The organism is Aestuariivirga litoralis (genome assembly GCF_003234965.1).
Taxonomy (GTDB): Bacteria; Pseudomonadota; Alphaproteobacteria; order Rhizobiales; family Aestuariivirgaceae; genus Aestuariivirga; species Aestuariivirga litoralis.
The window spans coordinates 30,324-55,378 of the sequence record NZ_QKVK01000003.1 but is presented as its reverse complement, the minus strand read 5'-3'; the positions used below and the strand labels follow the sequence as shown (position 1 = coordinate 55,378).

24 protein-coding genes are annotated in these 25,055 nt (G+C 65.6%); 14 read left to right on the top strand and 10 right to left on the bottom strand.

Translation table 11 applies throughout. From position 1 onward, the window contains the following. The first annotated feature begins 105 nt into the window (after window positions 1–105). Window positions 106–714 carry a polyhydroxyalkanoate synthesis repressor PhaR gene (phaR, locus tag DK847_RS07485; protein ID WP_111197415.1) on the top strand — a complete coding sequence of 203 codons (609 nt, stop codon included), beginning with the start codon at window positions 106–108 and terminating at the stop codon, window positions 712–714. 7 nt (window positions 715–721) lie between these two features. Here phaR and DK847_RS07480 read toward each other — a convergent pair whose 3' ends face one another. Both DK847_RS07480 and DK847_RS07475 read right to left on the bottom strand, forming a co-directional pair. Next, window positions 722–2,578, bottom strand: coding sequence for a bifunctional diguanylate cyclase/phosphodiesterase (locus tag DK847_RS07480; protein ID WP_146256070.1), 1,857 nt, complete (start codon window positions 2,576–2,578; stop codon window positions 722–724). 264 nt (window positions 2,579–2,842) lie between these two features. Then, window positions 2,843–4,420, bottom strand: coding sequence for a gamma-glutamyltransferase family protein (locus DK847_RS07475; protein ID WP_111197411.1), 1,578 nt, complete (start codon window positions 4,418–4,420; stop codon window positions 2,843–2,845). A gap of 241 nt (window positions 4,421–4,661) precedes the next feature. Here DK847_RS07475 and DK847_RS07470 point away from each other — a divergent pair, with 241 nt between their 5' ends. Both DK847_RS07470 and DK847_RS07465 read left to right on the top strand, forming a co-directional pair. Next, complete coding sequence (locus DK847_RS07470; protein WP_111197409.1) at window positions 4,662–6,341, top strand: formate--tetrahydrofolate ligase; 1,680 nt, start codon at window positions 4,662–4,664, stop codon at window positions 6,339–6,341. A 144-nt stretch (window positions 6,342–6,485) separates the two neighbouring features. Beyond that, window positions 6,486–6,839, top strand: coding sequence for a cupin domain-containing protein (locus DK847_RS07465; RefSeq protein WP_111198121.1), 354 nt, complete (start codon window positions 6,486–6,488; stop codon window positions 6,837–6,839). Here the strand turns inward: DK847_RS07465 and DK847_RS07460 are convergent. After that, window positions 6,826–7,254, bottom strand: coding sequence for a group II truncated hemoglobin (locus DK847_RS07460; RefSeq protein WP_111197407.1), 429 nt, complete (start codon window positions 7,252–7,254; stop codon window positions 6,826–6,828). The genes DK847_RS07465 and DK847_RS07460 overlap by 14 nt on opposite strands. A gap of 302 nt (window positions 7,255–7,556) precedes the next feature. Here DK847_RS07460 and DK847_RS07455 point away from each other — a divergent pair, with 302 nt between their 5' ends. From DK847_RS07455 to DK847_RS07420, 8 genes are all read left to right on the top strand, one after another. Beyond that, on the top strand, window positions 7,557–7,709 hold the full coding sequence (locus tag DK847_RS07455; protein ID WP_111197406.1) for a DUF1127 domain-containing protein: 153 nt from the start codon (window positions 7,557–7,559) through the stop codon (window positions 7,707–7,709). Further along, entirely contained in the window at window positions 7,706–7,879 is a 174-nt protein-coding gene (locus tag DK847_RS07450) for a DUF1127 domain-containing protein (RefSeq protein ID WP_111197405.1), read from the top strand. The genes DK847_RS07455 and DK847_RS07450 overlap by 4 nt, the downstream gene beginning before the upstream one ends. Before the next feature lie 189 nt (window positions 7,880–8,068). Beyond that, window positions 8,069–8,332 (top strand): GIY-YIG nuclease family protein, encoded by a 264-nt coding sequence (locus tag DK847_RS07445; RefSeq protein ID WP_111197403.1) that lies wholly within the window; start codon window positions 8,069–8,071, stop codon window positions 8,330–8,332. A 291-nt stretch (window positions 8,333–8,623) separates the two neighbouring features. After that, window positions 8,624–9,184 (top strand): F0F1 ATP synthase subunit delta, encoded by a 561-nt coding sequence (locus tag DK847_RS07440; protein WP_111197402.1) that lies wholly within the window; start codon window positions 8,624–8,626, stop codon window positions 9,182–9,184. Then, window positions 9,184–10,713, top strand: a complete 1,530-nt coding sequence (atpA, locus tag DK847_RS07435) for a F0F1 ATP synthase subunit alpha (protein WP_111197400.1) — start codon at window positions 9,184–9,186, stop codon at window positions 10,711–10,713. The genes DK847_RS07440 and atpA overlap by 1 nt, the downstream gene beginning before the upstream one ends. Window positions 10,714–10,722: 9 nt before the next feature. Then, window positions 10,723–11,601, top strand: coding sequence for a F0F1 ATP synthase subunit gamma (locus DK847_RS07430; protein WP_111197398.1), 879 nt, complete (start codon window positions 10,723–10,725; stop codon window positions 11,599–11,601). Between the two features lie 21 nt (window positions 11,602–11,622). Beyond that, on the top strand, window positions 11,623–13,062 hold the full coding sequence (gene atpD, locus DK847_RS07425; protein ID WP_111197397.1) for a F0F1 ATP synthase subunit beta: 1,440 nt from the start codon (window positions 11,623–11,625) through the stop codon (window positions 13,060–13,062). Window positions 13,063–13,067: 5 nt separating this feature from the next. After that, the gene (locus tag DK847_RS07420) at window positions 13,068–13,463 is read left to right on the top strand and encodes a F0F1 ATP synthase subunit epsilon (protein WP_111197395.1); all 396 of its coding nucleotides are present in this window, start codon (window positions 13,068–13,070) and stop codon (window positions 13,461–13,463) included. 265 nt (window positions 13,464–13,728) lie between these two features. On the opposite strand, the gene DK847_RS07415 is transcribed toward DK847_RS07420, so the two are convergent. The 7 genes from DK847_RS07415 to DK847_RS07385 form a co-directional block, all read right to left on the bottom strand. Next, window positions 13,729–15,141 carry a DEAD/DEAH box helicase gene (locus DK847_RS07415; protein ID WP_111197393.1) on the bottom strand — a complete coding sequence of 471 codons (1,413 nt, stop codon included), beginning with the start codon at window positions 15,139–15,141 and terminating at the stop codon, window positions 13,729–13,731. Window positions 15,142–15,375: 234 nt separating this feature from the next. Further along, window positions 15,376–16,038 carry an HAD family hydrolase gene (locus tag DK847_RS07410; RefSeq protein ID WP_161957185.1) on the bottom strand — a complete coding sequence of 221 codons (663 nt, stop codon included), beginning with the start codon at window positions 16,036–16,038 and terminating at the stop codon, window positions 15,376–15,378. Window positions 16,039–16,042: 4 nt separating this feature from the next. Then, the gene (locus DK847_RS07405; protein ID WP_111197390.1) at window positions 16,043–16,222 is read right to left on the bottom strand and encodes a hypothetical protein; all 180 of its coding nucleotides are present in this window, start codon (window positions 16,220–16,222) and stop codon (window positions 16,043–16,045) included. 38 nt (window positions 16,223–16,260) lie between these two features. After that, window positions 16,261–16,758 (bottom strand): RNA pyrophosphohydrolase, encoded by a 498-nt coding sequence (locus DK847_RS07400; RefSeq protein ID WP_111197388.1) that lies wholly within the window; start codon window positions 16,756–16,758, stop codon window positions 16,261–16,263. Continuing rightward, the gene (locus DK847_RS07395) at window positions 16,758–17,948 is read right to left on the bottom strand and encodes a divergent polysaccharide deacetylase family protein (protein ID WP_161957184.1); all 1,191 of its coding nucleotides are present in this window, start codon (window positions 17,946–17,948) and stop codon (window positions 16,758–16,760) included. The genes DK847_RS07400 and DK847_RS07395 overlap by 1 nt, the downstream gene beginning before the upstream one ends. Before the next feature lie 196 nt (window positions 17,949–18,144). Beyond that, the gene (locus DK847_RS07390) at window positions 18,145–19,494 is read right to left on the bottom strand and encodes a S41 family peptidase (protein ID WP_111197385.1); all 1,350 of its coding nucleotides are present in this window, start codon (window positions 19,492–19,494) and stop codon (window positions 18,145–18,147) included. Continuing rightward, complete coding sequence (locus DK847_RS07385) at window positions 19,491–20,726, bottom strand: murein hydrolase activator EnvC family protein (protein WP_111197383.1); 1,236 nt, start codon at window positions 20,724–20,726, stop codon at window positions 19,491–19,493. Before DK847_RS07385 ends, DK847_RS07390 begins: the two co-directional genes overlap by 4 nt. A 143-nt stretch (window positions 20,727–20,869) precedes the next feature. Between DK847_RS07385 and DK847_RS07380 the strand changes: the two genes are divergently transcribed. The 3 genes from DK847_RS07380 to DK847_RS07370 all read left to right on the top strand — a co-directional run bounded on the left by DK847_RS07380 (window position 20,870) and on the right by DK847_RS07370 (window position 25,044). Beyond that, the gene (locus DK847_RS07380) at window positions 20,870–21,886 is read left to right on the top strand and encodes an AraC family transcriptional regulator (RefSeq protein ID WP_111197382.1); all 1,017 of its coding nucleotides are present in this window, start codon (window positions 20,870–20,872) and stop codon (window positions 21,884–21,886) included. 94 nt (window positions 21,887–21,980) lie between these two features. After that, window positions 21,981–24,476 (top strand): arylsulfatase, encoded by a 2,496-nt coding sequence (locus DK847_RS07375; protein ID WP_111197380.1) that lies wholly within the window; start codon window positions 21,981–21,983, stop codon window positions 24,474–24,476. A 4-nt stretch (window positions 24,477–24,480) separates the two neighbouring features. After that, on the top strand, window positions 24,481–25,044 hold the full coding sequence (locus tag DK847_RS07370; RefSeq protein WP_193548182.1) for a hypothetical protein: 564 nt from the start codon (window positions 24,481–24,483) through the stop codon (window positions 25,042–25,044). Window positions 25,045–25,055 lie beyond the last annotated feature (11 nt).

The following is a 25,055-nucleotide window of genomic DNA, read 5'->3' as shown; positions in this document are numbered from 1 at the left end:
TTTTGCGCTTGCAATTGTGCAGTGCGGAGAGCAAGCTTTTGTGACGGGAGAGGCCCCAAAAGTCCGGTTCAATCGGCATGGGCCACGTCGAGTAGGAGGACGCCGGTGAGTGAAGAGAAGGCAGCGCCGCAGAGCGCCGTGGTCATCAAGAAATACGCCAACCGGCGGCTCTACAACACGTCCACAAGCACCTATGTGACCCTCGACGACCTGTCGGCCATGGTCAAGTCGGGCACCGATTTCCTGGTCTATGACGCCAAGACGGGCGAGGACATCACCCGCTCGGTGCTGACCCAGATCATCTTCGAGGAAGAGAACAAGGGCACCAACCTGCTGCCCATCAACTTCCTGCGCCAGCTCATTCGATTCTATGGCGATTCGATGCAGGCCTTCGTGCCGGGCTATCTCGAGTTCTCGCTCGAGAATCTCGGCAAGGAGCAGGAAAAGTTCCGCTCGCAGCTGCTGGAAGCCTGGGGCGGCGACGCCCTGAAGGCGATGCAGGACACCGCCCAGCGCAACATGGCCATGTTCGGCGACGCGATGAAGGTGTTCAACCCCTTCGCCGCCGCCATGGGCGGAGCCGTTCCGGGCGCCCCGGCACCGGGCAAGCCGGCCCAGCAGGGTTCTGCCAGCGGGTCGAGGGACGACCTGCAGGCGCTGAAGGACCAGCTTGCTGCGATGCAGCAGAAGCTCGACACCCTCACCAACAAGTAGTTGCGGCTCAGCGCGCCCTGCGCTGTGCCGCGGTATCGCTGACGAGGTCGGCGAAGCTCGGTTCCGCCGGGCGCAGCGGCTCCTCACGGCCGGGGAAGGCGCGGTCGAGCAGCGAGATGGCGCGTCTGAGCTTGGCGAGCTCGCCCTCGAGGTCCTTTTCGAAGCCGGCGATGGTGAGGCGGGCGGGGGGCACGTCCTCGTTCCAGGGCGGGCTCAGCTCCGCCATGCCGAAGAGCCGGCCCTGCATCAGGTCCACGCCCCACTGGCGCAGCAGCATCGCATCCGCCTCGGTTTCCACCCATTCCGCCACCGTCCTGATGCCGAAGGTGCGGGCGAGGTCGATGAGGGCGCGCACATAATACTGGTTCTCGTCATTGAGCGAGAGTTCGCGGCAGAAGGAGCCGTCGAGCTTGAGGTATTCGACGGGCAGGGCGCGCAGGCTGCGGAAGCTGGTGAAGCCCGCGCCGAAATCATCGATCGCCACGCTGCAGCCGAGGAAGCGCAGCTCCTCGACGAAGCGGATGACATGGGTCAGGTCGCCCAGCGCCACCGTCTCGGTGATCTCGATGATCATGCGGCCGGCGAGCTCGCGGTTCTTCGCGATGATGGAGAGGATCTCGGGGTACCAGCGCGGGTCGGTCGCGGTGGTGCCGGACATGTTGAGCGAGATCACCGCCGCCGGGTGGCGGGCGAGCACGTCCACCGCCATCTCCGCCACGGCCTTGTCGATCAGGCGGACGATGCCCAGCGTCTCGGCCACGGGGATCAGGTGGCCAGCAGGCACAATGCGGCCGTCGTCGCTGGTCATGCGCAGCAGCGCCTCGTGGAAGGCGGGCTCGCCGCTGGCGGCATCGACCACCGGCTGGAAGGCGAGCTGGAAGCGGTTCTCCTTCAGGCAGCGCACGATCTCGGCGGCATGCCTTGCATTGTCGCTGCGCTCGCAGCGGCGCTGTTCCGAGGGCTCGTAGATCACCACGTCGCCGGCCGGCTGCTTGCGCGCCTGGGTCAGGGCCTCCTCGGCGCGCGCGATCGCCATGGCGGGGTCGGCGGCATGCTGGGGCGTGACGACGGCGCCGATGGAGAGCAGTGCCCAGATGGGGCCGCGTTCGGTCTCGATCACGCTCTCGCGCGCGGTGCCGAGGAAGCGCTCGGCAGCGAAGGCCAGGTCCTCGCGGCTGCAGTTGTTGAGGACGATGCCGAACTTGGAGCCGGAATAGCGCGCCACCGCGTCGCCCGCACGGGCCACGCGGGCGAGCCTGTTGCCCACCGCGAGGATCACCTCGTCCGCCACCTCGAAGCCATAGGCCTCGTTGACGGTGGCGAGATTGGTGACGGCGATGATGAGGAAGGAACAGGCGGAACTCTCGCGCTCGGCCGCCGCCATGGCGCCGCCGAGGGATTCCATCATGCGGCCGCGGTTCATCAGGCCGGTCAGGGCATCGCAATGGCCGAGATAGCTCAGCTGCTGGTCCTGCCGGTGGCGCTCGTCGATGCGGCGGAGCGTGCCGAACACATGCGCGGGGCGGCCATCGAGGCCCGCATGCCAGCGGCCCTGGTCCTCGAGCCACTGGCTGGCCCGTCCGGTGCGCCCCTGCGGCATGAAGCGGTACTCGATGCGGAAGGGAACGCCGCCGCCCACGTCATGTTCGCCGCCGCGCATCACCGTGTCATAGCGGCTGGTGAGGTTGTCGGGGTCGAGGAGTGCGGCGAACTGGCGGCCGGTCGCCACCGTCTCGGGATCGCAGCCCAATACCTTCGAGGCCCAGGGCGACCAGGAGATCACGTCCTGCGCCACGTCCCAGTGATAGGCCGCCAGCCCCGAATCTGCCGCCGCACGGTCCGTCAACCCGGATAGTTCGCCCACGATGGTCTTCCTTCAGAGAATCGAGCCTCGGAGTCTAAAGCGAGAGGCTGAAAGCAATTCTTAACGACGACGATGAATTGCCGCGCCGCACCCCGCACCCCCTCTTCGCCGTCATGCCAGCGAAAGCTGGCACCCAGCTTTCTCACCGCATTTGCTGACGCAAAGCTGGGGCCCAGCTTCCGCTGGGGTGGCGGAGCATTGGGTGGGTTGCAGCACAGATTTCCCTCCCCACAAGGGGGAGGGGAAACCCTTCTGCCTTTAACTCTAATACCCCAGCGCGAAGCCGTCCTTGCGCGGGTCGGACCCGCCGACGAGCACGCCGTTCTCGCGGTCGATGGCGATGGCCTGGCCGCCGCCAAGGGGCCAGGGCGGGGCGACCAGGGCATGGCCCTTGGCCATCAGGCCGTCCTTCACGTGCTCCGGCACGGTGCTCTCGACCTGCACCTTGCCCGCCTTCGGGAAATAGCGCGCCCAGTCGATCGCCTCCTGCGGGTCCATGCCGTAGACATAGCGGTTCACGGCCACCGTCAGGTGGCCCATGGGCTGGTAGTCGCCGCCCATCACGCCATAGCTCATGTCGACGAGGCCATCCTTCTTCACCATGGCGGGGATGATGGTGTGGAGCGGGCGCTTGCGCGGCCCGATGCAGTTGGGGTGACCGGGGTCGGTCACGAAGCAGGCGCCGCGGTTCTGCAGCGCGATCCCCGTCTTCGGCGTGACGACGCAGGAGCCGAAGCCGTCATAGACCGAGTTGATGAAGGAGACGGCGAGGCGCTTCTCGTCGACGACCGAGAGATAGATGGTGTCGGAGTTGCGCATCGCCGTGTCGATGTCGAGCGCGCGGTTCATGTCGATCATCGCGGCGAGCCTCTGGGCGGTCTTGGCCGACAGCAGTTCGTCCACCGGCACCTCGTGGAAGTCCGGGTCGGCGATGTGGCGGTTCCTGAGTTCCCAGGCGATCTTCATCGCCTCGATCTCGATGTGGTGGCGCTCGACCGAGTCGGGCGCATGGCGGCGGAGCCCGATCTGCGAAACGATGTTCATGGCAATGAGCGCGGTGAGGCCCTGGCCCGATGGCGGAATTTCCAGCACCTCGTGGCCCATGAACTCCGTCGAGATCGGCTTCACCCAGGTCGATTGATGGGCGGCGAAATCATCCATGGTGAGGAGCGAGCCCTTGGCGCGCACCGTCGCCACGATGTCCTCGGCAATCGCCCCCTTGTAGAAGGCATCCCGGCCTTCCTTCCCGATCAGGCGCATGCTCCGGGCCAATGCAGGATAGTGCATGATCTCGCCGACCTTGGGCGTGCGGCCGTCCTTCAGGCAATGCACGCGGCCGCCCGCGTCCGCTTCGAGGAAGGGCGTGTCCTCCGGCCAGTCCCAGGCGACGCGCGGCGTGACGGGCACTCCTTCCTCGGCCATGCGGATCGCGGGCTTCAGCGCCTCGGCGAGGTCCATGGTGCCGAATTTCCTCAGGAGTTCCGCCCAGCCGTCGATGGCGCCCGGCACGGTGATGGCATGGATCGAACGGATGGCGATCTCGGCGAGGCCCGAGGCCTTGAGCCATTCGGAATCTGCCGCCAGGCCCGACCGGCCGGAGGCATTCAGCCCCGAAACCTTGCCGTCCGGCGTGCCGACGAGCGCGAAGCAGTCACCGCCCACCCCGGTCATGGCAGGCTCCACCACGCAGAGCACGGCGGAGGCGACCACTGCCGCGTCCGCCGCATTGCCGCCCGCGCGAAGGGTGTCGATGGCGGCGAGCGTGGCCAGCGGGGCCGATGTGGCGGCCATGCCGCGGGTGCCGTAGGCGGCCGAGCGGCCGGGGCGTTCAAAGTTGCGCATGCGTCATCATCCTGAAAACAAAGGGCGCTGGAAGAAAACTCCGAGAAGCGTCGCAAAAGGCATCGCATGCGGGAAAGCCCTGTAGCAAGACACACCCCGTCATGACTGCCGCGCCTTCGGATCAGGGTTCCGCGCCGGACCCTGCCCGCTTCGCGGGGCCGCCAAAAAGGTAATCGACATTTCCCACCAGTAATGTAATTTTACTGCTGGGAAATCTCATCCACACAAGGGAAACGGACGAATGGCCACGGTGAAGAGCGATATCGAAATTGCCCGCGAGGCGAAAATGAAGCCGATCATGGAGATCGGCAAGGGCCTCGGCATCCCCGAGAAGGACCTGATCCCCTATGGCCACACCAAGGCCAAGGTGGCGCTCTCCTACATCGACAGCCTGAAGTCGAAGAAGAACGGCAAGCTCATCCTCGTCACCGCCATCAACCCGACCCCTGCCGGCGAAGGCAAGACCACCACCACCGTGGGTCTCGGCGACGGCCTCAACCGCATCGGCAAGAAGGCCATGGTGGCGCTGCGCGAGCCTTCGCTCGGCCCCTGCTTCGGCATGAAGGGCGGTGCGGCCGGCGGCGGCTATGCCCAGATCGTGCCGATGGAAGACATCAACCTGCACTTCACCGGTGACTTCCACGCCATCACCTCGGCGCACAACCTGCTCAGCGCCATGATCGACAACCACATCTACTGGGGCAACGAGCTCGGCATCGACACCCGCCGCGTCGCCTGGCGCCGCGTCATGGACATGAATGACCGCGCGCTGCGCGAGATCGTCTGCTCGCTCGGCGGTGTTGCCAACGGCTATCCGCGCGAAGCGGGCTTCGACATCACGGTCGCTTCCGAGATCATGGCCATCCTCTGCCTCTCGACCTCGATCGAGGATCTCGAGCGCCGCATCGGCCAGATCGTCATCGGCTACAAGAAGGACAAGTCGCCGGTGCTGGCCAAGGACATCAAGGCGCCCGGCGCCATGGTGGTGCTCCTCAAGGACGCACTGCAGCCGAACCTCGTGCAGACGCTCGAGAACAACCCGGCCTTCGTGCATGGCGGCCCCTTCGCCAACATCGCGCATGGCTGCAACTCGGTGATGGCCACCCAGTCGGCGCTGAAGCTCGCCGACTACGTCGTCACCGAAGCGGGCTTCGGCGCTGACCTCGGTGCCGAGAAGTTCTTCGACATCAAGTGCCGCAAGGCCGGCCTCTCGCCCTCGGCCACCGTCATCGTCGCCACCGTCCGCGCGCTGAAGATGCATGGCGGTGCGGCCAAGGACGAGCTCAAGACCGAGAACGTCGAAGTGCTCAAGAAGGGCCTCGCCAACCTCGGCCGCCACATTGAGAACGTGAAGAAGTTCGGCGTGCCGATCGCGGTCGCCATCAACCACTTCATCTCGGACACCGATGCCGAAGTGCAGGCCGTGATCGACTACTGCAAGACGCATGGCGTCGAGGCCTTCCGCTGCACCCACTGGGCCGAAGGCGGCAAGGGCACCGAGGCGCTGGCCAAGCATGTCGCCGAACTCGCCGACAAGGGCTCGGCCCAGTTCAAGCCGATCTACGACGAGAATGTCTCGCTCTTCGACAAGGTCAAGACCATCGCCCGCGAGATCTACCGTGCGGACGACGTGGTGGCCGACAAGTCGGTGCGCGACCAGCTCAAGGCCTGGGAAGCGGCGGGCTACGGCAAGTTCCCGATCTGCATGGCCAAGACCCAGTACTCGTTCTCGACCGACCCGAACCTCAAGGGCGCGCCGACCAACCACGTGCTGCCGGTGCGCGAAGTCCGCCTGTCGGCGGGTGCCGAATTCATCGTGGTCATCTGCGGTGACATCATGACAATGCCCGGCCTGCCCAAGGTGCCGTCAGCGGAAGTCATCGGGCTCGACGACAAGGGCCAGATCGTCGGCTTGTTCTAAGCCGGAGCGTTCGTTCGATTGCCGAAGGCCCGGGGATTTCCCCGGGCCTTTTGCTTTGTTGACTCGGCAAACGATTTAAGTTTGTTTCTTCACCGGGATCCGAGCGTGCTTTTCCACTCACACCATGTGAAGGAGGCAACCAACATGGCTGACGTCGTTTTCCGCTTTCCCGCCCCTGGCCCCGAGCCCATCACCGGCGATCTCGACGGCTGGAAGAAGGTCGAGGGCAACCCAACCATGAAGACCTGGGTGCAGCACACCTCGGCCGACGGCAGCGTGATCAGCGGCACCTGGGAGGCAACGCCGGGCACCTGGCACGCCACCTATGGCGCCTATGAATTCGTGCACCTGATCGACGGCCAGATCACCATCACGCCGGACGGCGGCCAGCCGGTGACCATGCAGCCGGGCGACGCCTTCACGGTGGAGCCGGGCTTCGCCGGCACCTGGAAGATCGAGAAGCCGGTCAGGAAGCACTTCTGCATCAAGCTGAAGTGACCTTCAGCGGGTTGTCCGCCGGCGGCTGGTTGCGCAGCGCCGTCGCCACCCGCGTGAAGGTCTGCATGAGCACGCGGCGGGTGTCCTCATCCGCCGTGGTCTCAAGGGCTTTCTCCATGCACTGAAGCCAGGACTGCGCCTCCACCTCGCCGATGGCCAGGTGGTTGTGCATCTGGCGCACGTTGGAATGCCGATACTGCTCGACATAGAGCTGCGGGCCGCCGAGGAAGCCCGACAGGAACATGAACTGGGCCTCCCGCGCATGCGCCAGGCCATTGCCCTGGTTGTGCATGACGCGCAGCGGCGCGCCCTCGGGTTCGGTCTCGACCAGGTCGTAAAACACCTTCACCAGGCGCCGCACGCCCTCCTCGCCACCGATCCGGTCATAGGGGGTCTGGTAGGGGGCTGCGGTCATGACGGGTCCTCCGGGCTGCACGGTATCGCGGCAGCATAAACCCGCCGCGGGGGTGCGCGGTTTGTCCAATCGCAAGGATCTGCATGATTATTCGGCATGATTGCCGGTTGCCTGAGCGGCGGCAGGCTCATTTTTGCGGCAATGCAGCAGGAATGTGGCAATGTGAACGTGTGATTAAGATGCTGTTTTAGCTATTGTAAAGCGAGGCATGCAGAATTTGCAATTCTCATTTTGTTGCACCGCACCTAAATTTCCTCTCGTTGAAAGCAACCAAAGGCCCATCATCTCAAGGGGGATGACACATGTTCGAAGTTCTCAAGTCCCGCTACTCCACCTGGAAGCGCTATTCCCGCACCGTCCAGGAGCTCGAGCAGCTCACGTCGCGTGAGCTCGCCGATCTCGGCATCTCGCGCTCCGACATTCCGCGGCTTGCCCGGGAAGCGGCCCGCCAATGACATTCTTCCCGGCCTCCCTGCTCGAACGCCTGGGCCGCAGCCGGAAACTGAAGGCCTACCGCAAGGCCCGCGCCGAAGCCGAAGCGCTGTCGGACGAGGACCTGGCCGACATGGGCCTGAAACGATACCAGCTGGGCCACGTGGCCCGCGTCAGGGCCTTCAGGACCTGACCCACGAAGAACCCGCCGGTCCTCCCCCGGCGGGTTTTTTGTTTGGCTCACACCACCCTCACAAGCCGTCACCCCAGCGAAAGCTGGGGCCTAGCTTTTTTTGGATGCAGGGTTCGGTGTATGACGTAACGTCATGCAGGTCGAGAAACACCCCGCGGTCTACATGCTTCCAACCGTTACCGCGGCACCATCTACATCGGCGTGACCAGCGATCTGTGGACCCGTGTCTGCGCCCACAAGAATGGGACCACGCCGGGGTTCACCTCCACCTATGGCACCAACCGGCTGGTCTGGTACGAGCATCGCCTGCTGATGGAAGTGGCTATCCGCCGAGAAAAGCAGCTCAAGGCGTGGAAGCGGGACTGGAAGATCGAGATCATAGAGAAAATGAACCCCGATTGGCGCGATCTGCACGATGAGATTGATGTGCTGGCGACGCTGGTTTCCGAGTGAAATTCCCCGCCCGCGGCCGCCAAAGCTGGGCCCCAGCTTTCGCTGGGGTGACGAGCTGAGGGAGTAGTGCTTGGTGACAACACGCCGCCCGGATTGCACCCACCAAAGTCGCGGCAATCCGTCGCGTGAACGTGGTTGCGAGTCCATTCCCCATGTGATAGCCAACGCGCGCGGCGGGGCGGGGGCCTCGGACCGTGGGTGTGCAGCCTTGCATGCCGGCCTCCCAGACATTCCAGCGGCACGGCGCCAAGTCATTGATGCGCAGGCCCAAAAGCGAGTGAAAGACGGATCGTGGCGACCACAGATCAGACAGTTTCCGGGGTTCCGGGCCGCTATGCCAGCGCGCTCTTCGAACTCGCATCCGAGGAGAAGGCCACCGAAGAGGTGAGCCGCCAGCTCCACGCCTTCCAGTCCGCCATCGACCAGTCGGAAGACCTGGCCCGCCTGGTGCGCTCGCCGGTGTTTTCCTCCGAGGACCAGATCGCGGCGCTCGGCGCCGTCGCCGGCCAGCTCGGCATCACCGGTGCGACCCTCAATTTCCTGAAGCTGGCGGCCAAGAACCGCCGCCTCAGCGCCGTTCCCGACATGATCAAGGCCTATGCCACGCTGCTCGCCTCCTCCAAGGGCGAGATCGCGGGCGAGGTCACCTCGGCCGAGCCGCTCTCGGGCCAGCAACTCGAAGACCTCAAGGCCGCGCTCAAGTCATCGCTCGGCCGTGACGTCGCCCTCTCAACCCGCGTCGACAGCTCGATCCTCGGCGGCCTCATCGTGAAGGTGGGCTCCCGCATGATGGACAACTCGCTGAAGACCAAGCTCCAGACACTCAAGATCGCCATGAAGGGAACCGCCTGATGGACATTCGCGCCGCCGAAATTTCCGCCATTCTCAAGAAGCAGATCAAGGACTTCGGCAAGGAAGCCCAGGTCTCCGAAATCGGCCAGGTGCTGTCCGTCGGTGACGGCATCGCCCGCGTCTACGGCCTCGACAACGTGCAGGCCGGCGAAATGGTCGAGTTCGCCAATGGCATGAAGGGCATGGCCCTCAACCTCGAAACCGACAACGTCGGCATCGTGATCTTCGGTTCGGACCGCGAGATCCGCGAAGGCGACACGGTGAAGCGCACCGGCGCCATCGTCGAAGTCCCCGTCGGCAAGGAGCTCCTCGGCCGCGTCGTCGACGCGCTGGGCAACCCGATCGACGGCAAGGGCCCGATCAACGCCAAGCAGTTCAAGCGCGTCGACGTGAAGGCGCCCGGCATCATCCCGAGGAAGTCGGTGCATGAGCCGATGTCCACCGGCCTCAAGGCCGTCGACGCCCTGATCCCGATCGGCCGCGGCCAGCGCGAGCTGGTCATCGGCGACCGCCAGACCGGCAAGACCGCCATCATCCTCGACACCATCCTGAACCAGAAGCCGATCCACATCGCAGGCCCGGAGAAGGACAAGCTCTACTGCGTCTATGTCGCCTGCGGCCAGAAGCGCTCGACGGTGGCGCAGTTCGTGAAGGTGCTGGAAGACAACGGCGCGCTCGAATATTCGATCGTCATCGCCGCCACGGCGTCGGACCCGGCTCCGCTGCAGTATCTCGCCCCCTTCACCGGCTGCACCATGGGCGAGTTCTTCCGCGACAACGGCATGCATGCGCTGATCGCCTATGACGATCTCTCCAAGCAGGCCGTCGCCTATCGCCAGATGTCGCTGCTGCTGCGCCGCCCGCCGGGCCGCGAAGCCTATCCGGGCGACGTGTTCTATCTCCACTCCCGCCTGCTCGAGCGTGCGGCCAAGCTCAACGACTCGATGGGTGCCGGTTCGCTCACCGCACTCCCGGTCATCGAGACCCAGGCCAACGACGTGTCGGCCTACATTCCCACCAACGTGATCTCGATCACCGACGGCCAGATCTTCCTCGAGACCGACCTGTTCTACCAGGGCATCCGCCCGGCGGTGAACGTCGGCCTCTCGGTGTCGCGCGTCGGCTCCGCCGCCCAGACCAAGGCGATGAAGCAGGTGGCCGGCAAGATCAAGGGCGAGCTGGCGCAGTACCGCGAAATGGCGGCCTTCGCGCAGTTCGGTTCTGACCTCGACGCCTCCACCCAGAAGCTCCTCAACCGCGGCGCGCGCCTGACCGAGCTCCTGAAGCAGTCGCAGTTCGCGCCGATGAAGACGGAAGAGCAGGTCGTGGTGATCTATGCCGGCGTCAACGGCTATCTCGATCCGCTGCCGGTCAACAAGGTCAAGGCCTTCGAGGACGGCCTGCTGCGCTTCGTGCGCGACAAGCATGCCGACATCCTCGATGCGATCCGCACCGAGAAGGCGATTTCGGATGCGACCATGCCGAAGCTCAAGGCCGCCGTCGAAGCCTTCGCCAAGTCCTTCGCCTAAGGGTCCCCGATGGCAAGTCTCAAGGACTTACGCAATCGCATCGCCTCGGTGAAGGCGACGCGCAAGATCACCAAGGCCATGCAGATGGTGGCCGCGGCGAAACTGCGCCGCGCCCAGGAAGCAGCCGTCGCCGCGCGCCCCTATTCGGAGCGCATGTCGGCGGTGATCGGCAACCTCGCCTCCGCCATGAGCGGCAAGGCGGGCGCGCCCACACTTCTCACCGGCACGGGTTTCGATGAAACGCACCTGCTGATCGTGGCGACCGCCGAGCGCGGCCTCTGCGGCGGCTTCAATTCATCGATCGCAAAGCTTGCCCGCGAGCATGCCGATCGCCTCATCGCCCAGGGCAAGACGGTGAAGATCTTCACCGTCGGCAAGAAGGGCAATGACGCGCTGAAGCGTGTCTATGGCAAGTACATCGTCGAGCACGTCGACTTCCGCTCCGTGAAGCAGATGTCGTTCGCCGAGGCCCAGGCCGTTGCGCACAAGGTGCTCAACATGTTCCACAACGGCGAGTTCGATGTGGCAACCCTGTTCTTCTCCGAGTTCAAGTCGGTCATTTCGCAGAAGCCCACGGCCCTGCGTCTGATCCCGGCCGATGTCTCGGGTGCGAAGCCCGCCGATCTTGGCGGCGCTGTCTACGAAGCCGAGCCCGAAGAGGGCGAAATCCTGGCCGATCTCCTGCCGCGCAACATCGCGGTGCAGATTTTCCGTGGCCTTCTCGAAAATGCGGCCTCCGAGCAGGGTGCCCGCATGAGCGCCATGGACAACGCCACCCGCAACGCCGGTGACATGATCAACAAGCTGTCGATCAAGTACAACCGCCAGCGCCAGGCGCAGATCACCAAGGAACTCATCGAAATCATTTCGGGCGCCGAAGCGCTCTAAGAGAACGGAAGGACGAGACACATGGCAAACAGCGAGGCCGCAGTCGGCCGCATCACCCAGGTCACCGGCGCCGTCGTCGACGTCGCCTTCGATGGTGGTCTTCCCGAGATCCTCAACGCGCTCGAGACCGAGAATGGCGGCAACCGCCTCGTCCTCGAAGTGGCCCAGCACCTCGGTGAGAACACCGTGCGCTGCATCGCCATGGACTCGACCGAAGGTCTGGTCCGCGGCCAGAAGGTCACCAACACCGGCGCCCCCATCACCGTTCCGGTCGGCAACGAGACGCTGGGCCGCATCATGAACGTCATCGGCGAGCCCGTCGACGAGGCCGGCCCCATCGGCGCCACCGCCCGCCGCGCCATCCACCAGGCAGCGCCTGAATTCGTCGAGCAGTCGACCGCCGCCGAAATCCTCGTCACCGGCATCAAGGTCGTCGACCTCCTCGCTCCCTATGCGAAGGGCGGCAAGATCGGCCTGTTCGGCGGCGCCGGCGTGGGCAAGACCGTGCTGATCATGGAGCTCATCAACAACATCGCCAAGACGCACGGCGGCTACTCGGTGTTCGCCGGCGTGGGCGAGCGTACGCGTGAAGGCAACGACCTCTATCACGAGATGATGGAGTCGGGCGTGAACAAGAACCCGAAGGAAGGCTCCGTCGCCGGTTCCAAGGCCGCGCTGGTCTATGGCCAGATGAACGAGCCGCCGGGTGCCCGCGCCCGCGTCGCGCTGACCGGCCTCACCGTCGCCGAGCACTTCCGCGACCAGGGCCAGGACGTGCTGTTCTTCGTCGACAACATCTTCCGCTTCACCCAGGCCGGTTCCGAAGTGTCCGCTCTCCTTGGCCGTATTCCTTCGGCCGTGGGCTATCAGCCGACGCTGGCCACCGACATGGGCGCCATGCAGGAGCGCATCACCACGACGACCAAGGGTTCGATCACCTCGGTGCAGGCCATTTACGTGCCGGCCGACGACTTGACCGACCCCGCACCCGCCACCTCCTTCGCCCACTTGGACGCCACCACCGTGCTGTCGCGTTCGATCGCCGAAAAGGGCATCTACCCGGCGGTGGATCCGCTCGACTCGACCTCGCGCATGCTCGACCCGCGCGTCATCGGCGAGGAGCACTACCATGTGGCCCGCCAGGTGCAGCAGATCCTCCAGCGCTACAAGGCGCTGCAGGACATCATCGCCATTCTCGGCATGGACGAGCTCTCGGAAGAAGACAAGCTGACGGTGGCCCGCGCCCGCAAGATCGAGCGCTTCCTGTCGCAGCCCTTCGACGTCGCGGCCGTCTTCACCGGCTCCTCGGGCGTGCAGGTCAAGCTCGAAGACACCATCAAGGGCTTCAAGGGCCTCTGCGAAGGCGCCTATGACCACCTGCCTGAACCGGCCTTCTACATGGTCGGCACCATCGATGAAGCCATCGAGAAGGCCAAGCGTCTCGCCGCCGAGGCAGCGTAATCCAGATGGCTGGTCTTCATTTCGAACTCGTGAGCCCCGCGCGGCTTCTGTTCTCGGGCGACGTGGCCTCGGTCACGCTCCCGGGCACCGAGGGCGAGATGGGCATCTATCCGGGCCACTCGCCCGTCCTCACCACGCTGCGCCCCGGCGTCGTCACCGTCACCCGTGACGGCGGCGCGGCCGAGCGCATCTTCGTCAAGGGCGGCATGGCGGAAGTGAACCCTCAGGGCCTCACGCTCCTGGCCGAGGTCGCGATCCCGGTGGCCGAAGTCACGGCGGATGTGATGGCCCGCCAGATCAAGGACGCCGAACAGGACCTCGCCGACGCCAAGCCCGGCGAAGCCCAGCGCAAGGCAACGGAAGTGCTGAACCAGCTGAAGGCGCTGCAGTCGGCGCTGTGATCTGCAGGTCAGGGCAGGATTTGAAATCGCCGGGGCAATGCTCCGGCGATTTTGTTTTGTGGGAGATGCATCCGCGCGTCCTCACGCTCGCTAACTCTTTCTCAGCTCATCATCGCCGGGCTCGTCCCGGCGATCCTTATCCCGGCGCCCGAAAAGGATGCGCGGGTCGAGCCCGCGCATGATGAGAAGGAGAGGGAGACCGTGAAAAACAAAAAGCCCGCCATCGCTGGCGGGCTCTTCATCGGTATTGGTCCCGAGACGGTGCTTAACCCTGGCGCTTGCCGAGTTCGGTCATCCAGCTGCCGCCGCCGGTGCGCTTGGGGGCCTGCTGGCCGCCGCCATTGTTGCCGCCATCGCGCTTCGGCGCGTGGGCCTTCTGGCCCTGCGGCTTCTGGCCCTGCGGTTTGCCCTGGCGGGGCTGGCCGTTGGCGTTGCCGCCACCGTGGTTGCGGTTGGGCTTCTGGCCGCGGTGGTGGGGCTTGCCGGTCTGCGGCTTGTCCTTCACCGGCTGCCAGCCGAAGGTCGGGGCGAGCTGCTGCACACCCTTCAGCCCAAGCTCATGCTCGACCACCGGCACCTGGGCGCGGATGGTCTTCTCGATGTCACGCAGCAGGCCTCGGTCTTCCGGCGTGCAGAAGGCGATGGCCGAACCATCGGCCCCGGCGCGCGCCGTGCGGCCGATGCGGTGGACGTAAGACTCCGGCACATGCGGCAGGTCGTAGTTGACGACGTGGCTCACGCCATCGACGTCGATGCCGCGGGCCGCGATGTCGGTCGCGACGAGGACGAGGATCTTGCCCGCCTTGAAGCCGGCGAGTGCGCGCTCGCGGTTGTTCTGGCTCTTGTTGCCGTGGATCGCCGCGGCGGTGAAGCCCGCGTTGGAGAGGTGCTTCATCACCTTGTCGGCGCCGTGCTTGGTGCGGGTGAAGACCAGCGTGCGCGTCATGTTGTTGTCGGCCAGCAATGCTGCGAGCAGCTTTGCCTTGTTGGCCGGGTCGACATGGATCACGGACTGGTTCACGCGCTCCGCGGTGGTGGCGACCGGGGTCACTTCCACGCGCACCGGATCGGTGAGGAGGTTGTTGGCGAGGCCCGAGATCTCCTTCGGCATGGTGGCCGAGAAGAACAGGTTCTGGCGCTGGGCCGGCAGCATCCCTGTGATCTTGCGGATCGCGTGGATGAAGCCCAGGTCGAGCATCTGGTCGACTTCGTCGAGGACGAAGATCTCGACCTTCGACAGGGTCAGCGCCTTGCGCTCGATCAGGTCCACGAGGCGGCCGGGGGTGGCCACCACGACGTCGACGCCGCCGCGCAGGATGTCGACCTGCTTGTTCAGCGACACGCCGCCGAAGACGACGGCGCGCGTCACCTTCAGGAACTTGCCATAGACGCGGAAGCTCTCGCCGATCTGGGCGGCAAGCTCACGCGTGGGCGACAGGATCAGCGCACGGCAGGTGCCGCGTTGGGCGCGCTCGGGGTGGGCGGCCAGCTTCTGCAGGATGGGCAGCGCGAAGGCGGCCGTCTTGCCGGTGCCGGTCTGGGCGATGCCCAGCAGGTCACGGCCGGCGAGCAGGCTGGGGATCGACTGCGCCTGGATGGGGGTGGGCTTCTCGTAGCCCTCGGCGGTCAACGCACGGAGCAGGGGTTCGGAGAGGTTGAGGTCGGTAAAATTGGTCACGTCTAATCTTCTTTCGGTCTTCGGAGCATGAGTGGGCAGCGCAAGCCATGTCCGAAGCGCCGGAATCAGGGAATCTGATCCAGGCCGGGCGGGCGCTGAAACCTACCCACGTGAAAGGTATGTTCGGGAGTGTCGCGTCTCTTGGTGGCCGGAACGGCTGCAGCCTGGCTGCGCCTCACGTATTCCTGTCGGCCTCGTGCGACAGGCCCCATATGGGCGTGTTGCAGTGCAATGTCAAAGTATTCTTTCGGACAGGATTTCCGGCAGGTCGCTCATCCTCGCGAAAGTGATGCGGGCACCCGCCGCGACGAGCTTCGGCGCCTGCTCCTCGGGGTGCGGGTGGGTGCCGGTGAAGCCCAGCACCCTGCAGCCCGCGCGGTGCGCCGCCGTGACGCCGGTAACCGAATCCTCGACCACGATGCAGTCTTCCGGCTTGTAGCCTGCCCGGCGGGCCGCCTCGATGAACACGTCGGGCTCTGGCTTGCCGCGCGCCACATGCTCGAAGGTGGTGATGCGGTTGCCGAAGAAGCGGGTAAGGCCCGTGATGCGCAGCGCGGTTTCGACCCGCTCATAGGGAGAGTTCGAGGCGACACTGAAATGCTGCGGGCCCAGCGCCTCGAGTGCCGACTCGACACCATCGACCGCGCGCAGGTCCGTTTCGTAAAGCTTCAGCAGGCGCAGGTCCTTTTGCGCCGAGGCATCGGCCGGGAAGGTCACGCCGAATTCCTGCTGCATCTCATCCAGCATGGCAGCGAAGGTGCGGCCGACGAAGCGCCGGTGTGCGTCTTCCTCGCTCATGACGACGCCGTTCTCGGCGAGGATGGCGACGTCCACCCGCATCGACAGCGGCTCGGAATCGACCAGCACGCCGTCGCAGTCGAAGATGAAGTGCGGCACGTCCTCAGCCCTTCTTCGCCAGCCGGGCATAGGCGATCGCCGCCGCCATGCCCGCCAGCACGAAGATCACGAAGGCGATGATCCCGTTCACCAGCATGTCATAGGGCCCGAACAGGAAGACGATCACCGCAAGCGCGATGCCGAACAGGGTGATGAGGATCTGGACGATCTGGGCTCTGGACATGGCATGCGATTTAGATGGCTTTGCCGCGCGGGGCAACCTCACGCCCCGAGGTGCCGGAACTCCGCCAGCACCTGCGCATAGACCTGGCGCTTGAAGGGCACGATCAGGTCCATCAGCTCGTCCATGCGGGCCCAGCGCCACTGGTCGAATTCCTGCTTGTGGCCGGGCGGGGCAAGATCGATTTCGGAATCGTCGCCGGTAAAGCGGAGCGCGAGCCATTTCTGGGTCTGGCCGCGATACTTGCCGTTCCACGACTTGCCGATCAGGTGTTCGGGCAGGTCATAATTGTACCAGCGGCTGGACTCCGCGATGATCTCGGCCGAGGTGACGGCAGTTTCCTCGGCCAGTTCACGCAGCGCTGCAGCGCGCACGTCCTCGCCCTTGTCGATGCCGCCCTGCGGCATCTGCCACCAGTGGCCCTTGCCCTCGTCATTCTGCTTGTCGAAGCGCCGGCCGATCCATACGAGGCCCGCCTTGTTGATCAGCATCACGCCGACGCAGGGGCGATAGGCGGTGATCTCGTCATGCTTGCTCATCAGGTGGCTCTTCCCTTGTAGGCGGCGCTCACGGGCACCAGCAGAATGCCCTTCTCCTGCAGGGTTTTGGCCCATTCCGCAACGGTTTCGATGGTGATGTCGAGGCCCGAACCGGTGGCGATGGCAGAGCCGTGCTTCCGGGCTTCCTTCTCCAGCTGCGCGAGGGCGGCGGAGATGGCCGCGGCGCTGGGGTCGGCATCGATCACCATGGTGGCGTGCTGCACCGGCAGGCGCAGTTCCCGCGCCAGCCGGGAGGTCCGCGTTTTTTTCACGCTGGCATCCTCGAGATAGGCGAGGCCGCGGGACTTGAGCTCCGCCAGCACCGGCCGCAGCGCCTCCTCGCTCGTCAGCAGGCGTCCACCCATGTAGTTGGTGATGCCGGAATAGCCGGCGAAGCGGCTCATCAGCCATTTCAGGGCGGAAAGGTTCTGCTCCGGTGTCGCATCGCTCAGCAGGGTGCGGGGCCCGGGGTTGGTGGCGGGGTAGCCCACAGGTTCCATCGGCACCTGCAGCAGGATCTCGTGGCCATCGCCGCGCGCCTGGTTCACCTGGGCCTGCAGATTGTCGCCATAGGGGGCGAAGCCCAGCGTCACGTCACCCGGCAGCAGGTCAAGCGCCTTCTTGGTCAGCCGCTCGTTGAGGCCCATGCCGCCCAGCACCAGCGTGATCTTCGGCCGGCCGGACTGGACAATCGCCATGGGCGTCACCTGGGAATAGGTGTCGAAGGGCTTCTGCCCGCCATCGCCGATGCGCGGCAGCGGGCCGTCTGCCGACTTTTCCGTCACCTCCACGATGGGCGCCGCCCGCATCGCCCTGTGCGGCGCGACGATGATCATCGCCTCCTCGTGCTTTTCGGGGGCCATGGCATCCTCGGGCGCAAGGTCCTGCACCGCGCCGCTGCCGTCCATCTCCTCGCCGCCGCTGATCTCGATGGCGTTCGGGTCGATCATGCCGTCCGCAGTGTCGTCCGCCACGTCCTCCGTGGGGGCGCCGTCCTCGGCAGGCGTGGTGGAGGAGGTGATGATTTCCGCCTGTTCCGGAATGGCGGCGACGACCACCGGCTGCCCGGCCAGGGGGGCGGGCTGGCGCATCAGCCACGCGGTCCCGGCCGTGAAGGCAAGCACGAGGGACAGGGCAGCCACCGGCAGCGCGCCGGGGCGGCGGCGCCACAGGCGTTGCGCCAGGCTCATCCGCTTCAGTGGTCGGAGCATTTCGTCACGGGGCATGGATCGGGCCGTCGGGCATGATTCGGATGCCCCGAGTTTCGGGCGGCGACCGTTAACGGCCTGTTAATCCTCACGGAAAGGTTGATGATTCTTCCGGGAGGGGAAATGAAAATGCCCGGCACGGGGCCGGGCATTTCGGGTCTTGCTATGGCGCGGAAGATCAGTTGGCCGTGGTGTCCGGCGCGGCGCCTTCCTTCGGCTTCTCTTCCTTGGGCTTGACGTTGGAGACGACCTTGACGCCGTTCAGGAAGTCGATCGCCGCCTTGAGCTGCAGGTCCTTGGTCTTGTCTTCCGGCACATAGGCCGAGGAGCCGCCACCCTCGTCGCCGCCGCCCTCATTGGTGAGGTGGCCCTTGAGGCCGGCCTCGCCCTCGGTCGAGACGTTCTTGCCCTTGAGTTCCGGCGGCAGTTCTTCCTCGATCACGATGTCGGCGTCGATGCCCTTGGCCTGGATGGAGCGGCCGGCCGGCGTGTAGTAGCGCGCGGTGGTCAGGCGCAGCGCACCCTCGCCGCCGAGCGGGATGATGGTCTGCACCGAGCCCTTGCCGAAGCTGCGCGTGCCGATGAGTGTCGCGCGCTTGTGGTCCTGCAGCGCGCCCGACACGATTTCGGAGGCAGACGCCGAGCCGCCGTTGATCAGCACCACGATGGGCTTGCCATTGGCAAGGTCGCCTTTCGTCGCGTTGAAGCGCTGGGTTTCATCCGCATGGCGGCCGCGGGTCGACACGATCTCGCCCTTGTCGAGGAAGGTGTCTGAGACCGAGATCGCCATGTCGAGCAGGCCGCCCGGGTCGTTGCGCAGGTCGATGATGTAGCCCTTCACCTTGTCGCCCAAGGTGGTGCGGAAGTGCTCCATCGCCTTCTCGAGGCCTTCCTGCGTCTGCTCCGTGAAGGAGGAGATGCGGATATAGCCGATGTCGTTGTTCTCGATCGAGTACTTCACCGACTGCACGCGGATCTTGTCACGCGTCAGCTTCTGCTCGAAGGGCTCCTTCTTGTCGCGCACCACGGTGAGGGTGATGTCGGTGCCGATCTTGCCGCGCATCTTGTCGACCGCGTCGTTGAGCGTCATGCCCTGCACGTCGGTGCCGTCGATCTTGATGATCAGGTCATTGGCCATCAGGCCGGCGCGCGAGGCGGGCGTGTCATCGATGGGGGACACCACCTTGATGACGCCGTTCTCCATCGTCACCTCGATGCCGAGGCCGCCGAACTCGCCGCGCGTCTGCACGCTCATGTCGGCGAACTGCTTCTTGTTCATGTAGCTCGAATGCGGGTCGAGCGAGGCGAGCATGCCGTTGATGGCGGCCTCGATCATCTGCTGCTCGTCGGGCTCCTCGACATAGTCGGCGCGCACCCGGTCGAACACGTCGCCGAACAGGTTCAACTGCTTGTAGGTGTCGGCATTGGAGGCAGCACCGGCCACGCCGAAGGCGTGCCACAGGAGCGAGGCGGAGACCGCACCCGCCAGCACCAGGCCGAAATTCTGCAACCGCGTATTCTTCTTCATCCACTCGCCTCTTTCAAACCGCCGATCCACCAGGGACCTGAGTCAATGGCCTCCGTGCCATCCCGGAATTCGATATATAGCACCGGCCTTCCGTCTGGCACCACATCACCGAAAAGTGTGACGGAAGCAGGGCCGGAACCCATCTCGCCGACGGGTTCCCCCGCGCGCAGGAACTCTCCCACGCCTGCCGTAACCTTGTCCATGCCCGCCAGCAGCACCCGGTAGCCGCCGCCGGGGTTCAGGATGACAACTTGTCCATAGGACCGGAAGGGGCCGGCGAATTCCACCTTGCCGTCGGCCGGCGTCGTCACCTGGGCGTTGGCCCGGGTGGCGATCATCAGCCCCTGCGTGTCGCGGCCCAGCCCGTCCGGCTCGCCGAAGCGGCGCACGATCTGGCCCTGAGCCGGGAAGGGCAGCTTGCCGCGGGCGTCGGGGAAGGGAAGCTTGGGCTGTCGCAGCAGGGCCTCGCGCTGTTCGCGCTGGCGCTGCTCCTCGGCCTTGGCGGCCTCCTGCTGCTGGCGCTGGGTCTCGAGGTTGGACAGGAGCTGCTTCAGTGACTTGGCCTTTTCCGCCAGCTCGGCGGTGCGCTGGCGCTCGGCCTCCAGGTCGGCCGTGCCGCGGCTCACCAGCGCCTGCTTCTGCGTCACCAGGTCCTTCAGCGCGGTGCGCTCGTCGTTGAGGCGGGTGATCTCGCGGGCCACGTCGTCCTTGCGCGCGGTGATGGTGGCCTCGAGGTGCTTCAGCTGGTCGAGCTTGGCGGCCAGGGCCCGGGCCTCCTCCTGCAGCTCCGGCGCAATGGTGCCGAGCAGCATGGCGCCGCGCAGCGCGGCCAGGATGTCTCCCGGCTCGACCACCAGGGCGGGGGGCGGGTTCTGTTCCAGCCGCTGCAGCCCGGCGAGCAGTTCGGACAGCACGTCCTGCTTCTCGCCCAGCGCGGCCAGCAGTTCGGCCCGGTCGCGGCGCAGCTTGCCCAGCTCCTTCTCGCTCTGGGCGACCACCGCCTCCTGCGACTGGATCGACTGGGCGATGGCGGCCAGCTTCGCGGCAATGGCATCCTGTGCTGCCACGGCGGCGGCGATTTCGCCCGCCAGCCTCGCTTCGTTGGTCTTGCCGCTTTCGATCTGCTGTTTCAGGGTCTCGAGTTGCTGCTGCTGCTCCTGGGCATGGGCGGGCATGCCGGGCAGCAAGAGCGCCAGCGCCGCGAAGGCCGTCGAAACTGCAAGGTGCCGCATGGGTCCGGGTTGCTATCAGGAGATCAGCTCTGCTTCCCACAGCATTGCGCGGCGGTCGATTTACAATCCGTTAATCATGCCGCTGCGGCGGATCTGCAATTTCTGATTTGACTCGATTGTGCCCTGCCGGGCACTAACGGCGCATGTCCAGTCCGCCATATCCGGCCCTGCAGCGCGTCGGCCCGCTTGCCCTGCTTCCGGGCCTGCTCGCCAGCCACGGCGTCAGCGTGGACCAGGTGCTGGACGGGCTTTCGATCTCTGCCGCAGAGCTGCGGCCGGATACGCAGCTGCCGATCTCCACCATCTCCACCATGCTCGACCGCGCGTCCGGCCACCCGGGGCTGGAGCACATCGGCCTCATGCTCGCCGAGGCGCAGAACCACACGGCGCTGGGCCCCGTCGGCCAGCTGATGATGAGCTGCGAGACGCTGGGCAGCGCGCTGGGCACCTTCGTGGCGCTGCAGATGGCCAATTCCACCGCGGCGGCCGCCTACCTCCTTCCGGTGGGAGAGGATTATGCGCTGGGCTTCGGCATCTATGCCCCGGACCTTCCCTCGAGCCACATCTACGATGCATCGGCGGGGGTGGGTTGCAACATGGTGCGCGACCTGACGGGCGGCGCCGTCCGCCCCGCCGAGGTGCTGCTCAGCCGCCCCGCGCCCCGCAACCCGGAGCCCTACCGCCGGTTCTTCGGCTGCCCCGTGCGCTTCAACGAGGGCCAGAACTGCCTGATCCTGCCGGGCCACAGCCTCGGCTTCAGGCTGCCCAGCGCGGATGCCCAGCTGCGCGAGCGCCTGTTCACCGCGCTGCAGCAGCAGATCGCCCAGACGCAGGGCTTCGCGGCCCGGGTGCGGCATGCCATCCGGCCACTGCTGCTCGCCGGCGATGCCTCGCACCGCCGCGTGGCGGCGCACCTGAACCTCCACCCCCGCACCATGGGGCGCAGGCTGGAGGAGGAGGGCGTCACCTTCGAGCAGCTGAAGGACGAGGTGCGGCTCGCCGTCTCGCGCGAGTTGCTGGCGCGCACCGAACTGCCGGTTTCGGATGTGGCCGCCGCCCTCGGCTACGCCACGCCCAGTGCCTTCGTCAGGGCATTCCGGCGTTGGACGGGCAGGTCGCCCACCGTCTGGCGGCGCGAGGAGCGCAAGCAGGACGCCTAGGATCCCACAACGGGGTGCAACCTGTCCGGAAAAGGCAAACATCCGGGCGCCGTCTGTCGTATCTTCGTCGTCCGGTTGCATTAAGGGGAATGGCATGAAGCCTCGTTTCGTTACGCTCGCGGTCATCGGTCTCGCAGCTTTCCTGTGCGCGGGTGCATCGGCGCAGCAGGTCACCGGCACGCCGGGTTCGCCCAGCGCCACCACCACCATCAGCGGCGAGCAGCTTCCGGCCCCGGCCCCGCCCTTCGGCGGCGTGATCAAGGACAATGCGCTGCAGTCCACGCCATGGTGGGCGCCGCGCATCGTGCCGCCAAAGGAAGCGCCCAACGTGCTCCTCATCATGACCGATGATTCCGGCTATGGCGTGCCCTCCACCTTCGGCGGCGTCATTCCCACCCCGGCATTGGACCGGGTGGCGGCGGCGGGCCTGCGCTATACCCAGATGCACTCGACAGCCCTTTGCTCGCCCACCCGCGCGGCCCTCATCACCGGCCGCAACCATCACTCGGCGGGCTTCGGCGTGATCTCGGAACAGTCGACGGGCTTCCCCGGCTACAACTCGATCATCGGCAAGAACATGGCCACCATCGGCCGCATCCTGAAGGACAATGGCTATGCCACCTCGTGGTTCGGCAAGGACCATAACGTGCCGGCCTTCCAGGCCAGCCAGGCCGGCCCCTTCGACCAGTGGCCGATCGGCATGGGCTTTGAATACTTCTATGGCTTCGTGGGCGGCGACACCAACCAGTGGCAGCCCAACCTGTTCCGCAACACCACCCAGATCTACCCCTTCGAGGGCAAGCCCGGCTGGAACCTGACGACCGGCATGGCGGATGACGCCATCGACTATCTCAACCGCATGAACCAGACGGCGCCGTCCAAGCCCTTCTTCCTTTACTATGTGCCGGGCGGCACCCATGCGCCGCATCACCCCACACAGGAGTGGGTGGACAAGATCCACGCCATGCACCTGTTCGACGACGGCTATGAAAAGCTCCGTGAACGGATCTTCGCCAACCAGAAGAAGCTGGGCGTCATCCCGCAGGATGCGCAGCTCTCGCCATGGCCCACCGACATCCTGAAGCCGTGGGACCAGACCACGGATGACGAGAAGAAGCTGTTCATCCGCCAGGTCGAGGTCTTCGCCGCCTATGCGGCCTATACCGACCATGAGATCGGCCGCGTCATCCAGGCGGTGGACGACATGGGCAAGCTCGACAACACGCTGGTCATCTACATCAACGGCGACAACGGCACCTCGGCCGAGGGCGGCCCGCTGGGCACGCCCAACGAGGTGGCCTTCTTCAACGGCCTCAACATGCTGCCGGTCGACGTGCAGATGCAGTTCTATGACGTGTGGGGCACCGACAAGACCTACAATCACATGTCCGCCGCCTGGTCCTGGGCCTTCGACACGCCCTTCAGCTGGTTCAAGCAGATTGCCTCGCATCTGGGCGGCGTGCGCCAGGGCATGGCCGTTTCTTGGCCCGGCCACATCGATGACGTGGGCGGCATCCGCCCGCAATTCGCGCATGTGATCGACGTGGTGCCGACCATCCTCGAGGCGGCGGGCATCGCCGCACCCAAAGTGGTCGACGGCATCGAACAGGCCCCCATCGAGGGCACCTCCTTCGCCTATACGTTCAAGAAGGAGAACGCCACCGTCCCGTCGCGCCATTCGGTGCAGTATTTCGAGATGTTCGGAGACCACGCCATCTACAAGGATGGCTGGATCCTCTCGACCAAGGTGAAGCGCGCGCCGTGGGAGGCCTTCGGGCCCGCCAATCCGGACCCGCTCAACAATGTCGAGTGGGAGCTCTACGACCTCACCAAGGATTACTCGCAGGTGACGGACATCGCCGCGCAGAATCCGGACAAGGTCGCGGAGCTGAAGCAGGTCTTCTACGAGGAAGCGAAGAAGTACAACGTGCTGCCGCTCGATGCCTCGGTCGCGGCGCGCATCGTGGCGCCGCGCCCCAACATCACCGCGGGGCGCACGGAATTCGTCTACACCACGCCGATGGTGGGCCTGCCGCAGGGCGACTCGCCGGTGCTGCTCAACACCTCCTACACCGTGACGGCCGAGATCGAGGTGCCGGAAGGTGGTGCCGAGGGCGTGATCCTCACTTCCGGCGGGCGCTTCGGCGGCTATGGCTTCTATCTCCTCGAGGGCAAGCCGGTGTGGACCTGGAACATGGTGGACCTGAAGCGCATCAAGTGGCAGGGCCCCGACGTGCTCGCGCCCGGCAAGCACACGCTGGTCTTCGACTTCAAGTATGATGGCCTGGGCGCGGGCACGCTTGCCTTCAACGACTTCAGCGGCGTCGGCCGCCCCGGCACCGGCACGCTGTCGGTCGACGGCAAGGTGGTCGACACCCAGACCATGGAGCGCACGCTGCCGATGATCCTGCAGTGGGACGAGAGCTTCGACATCGGCTCCGACACGCTCACCAGCATCGATGACGCCGACTACCAGTCGCCCTTCCCGCTCACGGCGAAGCTCGACAAGCTGACGGTGAAGCTCGACCGGCCGGTGTTGAGTGCGGCCGACGAGGAGGCGCTCCGCAACAAGATGATGCAGAAGGATTGAGCGAATGGACAGTGAAGCAAACATGCCGGGCAAGAAGCTCGGCCGCCGTGATGTGATGGGGCTGTCGGTTGCCGCTGCCGCAGCAGCCCTGGCAGCGGCACGGCCCGCGCAGGCGGAAGACGCCAAGCCGATGCTGATGTTCGTCCAGCTGGCGAGCAGCGTGAAGGTGGACGAGGCGGCCAAGACCGTGCGGCTCATCAATGTCACGCCGCACACCCTCTATTTTGCCGACCGGCCGGAGCGGCTTGCGGGCCATATCAAGATGGCGGCCTATCTCGAGGAGTGGACGTCGAAGGCCGGCAAGGACAATTTCGCCGCCGACCCACCTAATGCAGCCCTGTCGGTCTATGAGGCTGGGCAGAGCAACAATACCCTTGCCATCATCGAAATTCTCGATCCGCGGATGGACGGCCAGGATCTCGTCTACAGCTACAAGCTGGTCAATGGAAAGCCGCCCGCCACGGGCGGTGAAACCGCCCTGTTCATCGACTGGATCGGCGTCGGCGGCGGCGTGGGCGTCGGCTTCCACGGCGTGGGCGTGGGTGTCAGGGGGCCTGGCTACTATTGATTGTGCAACCG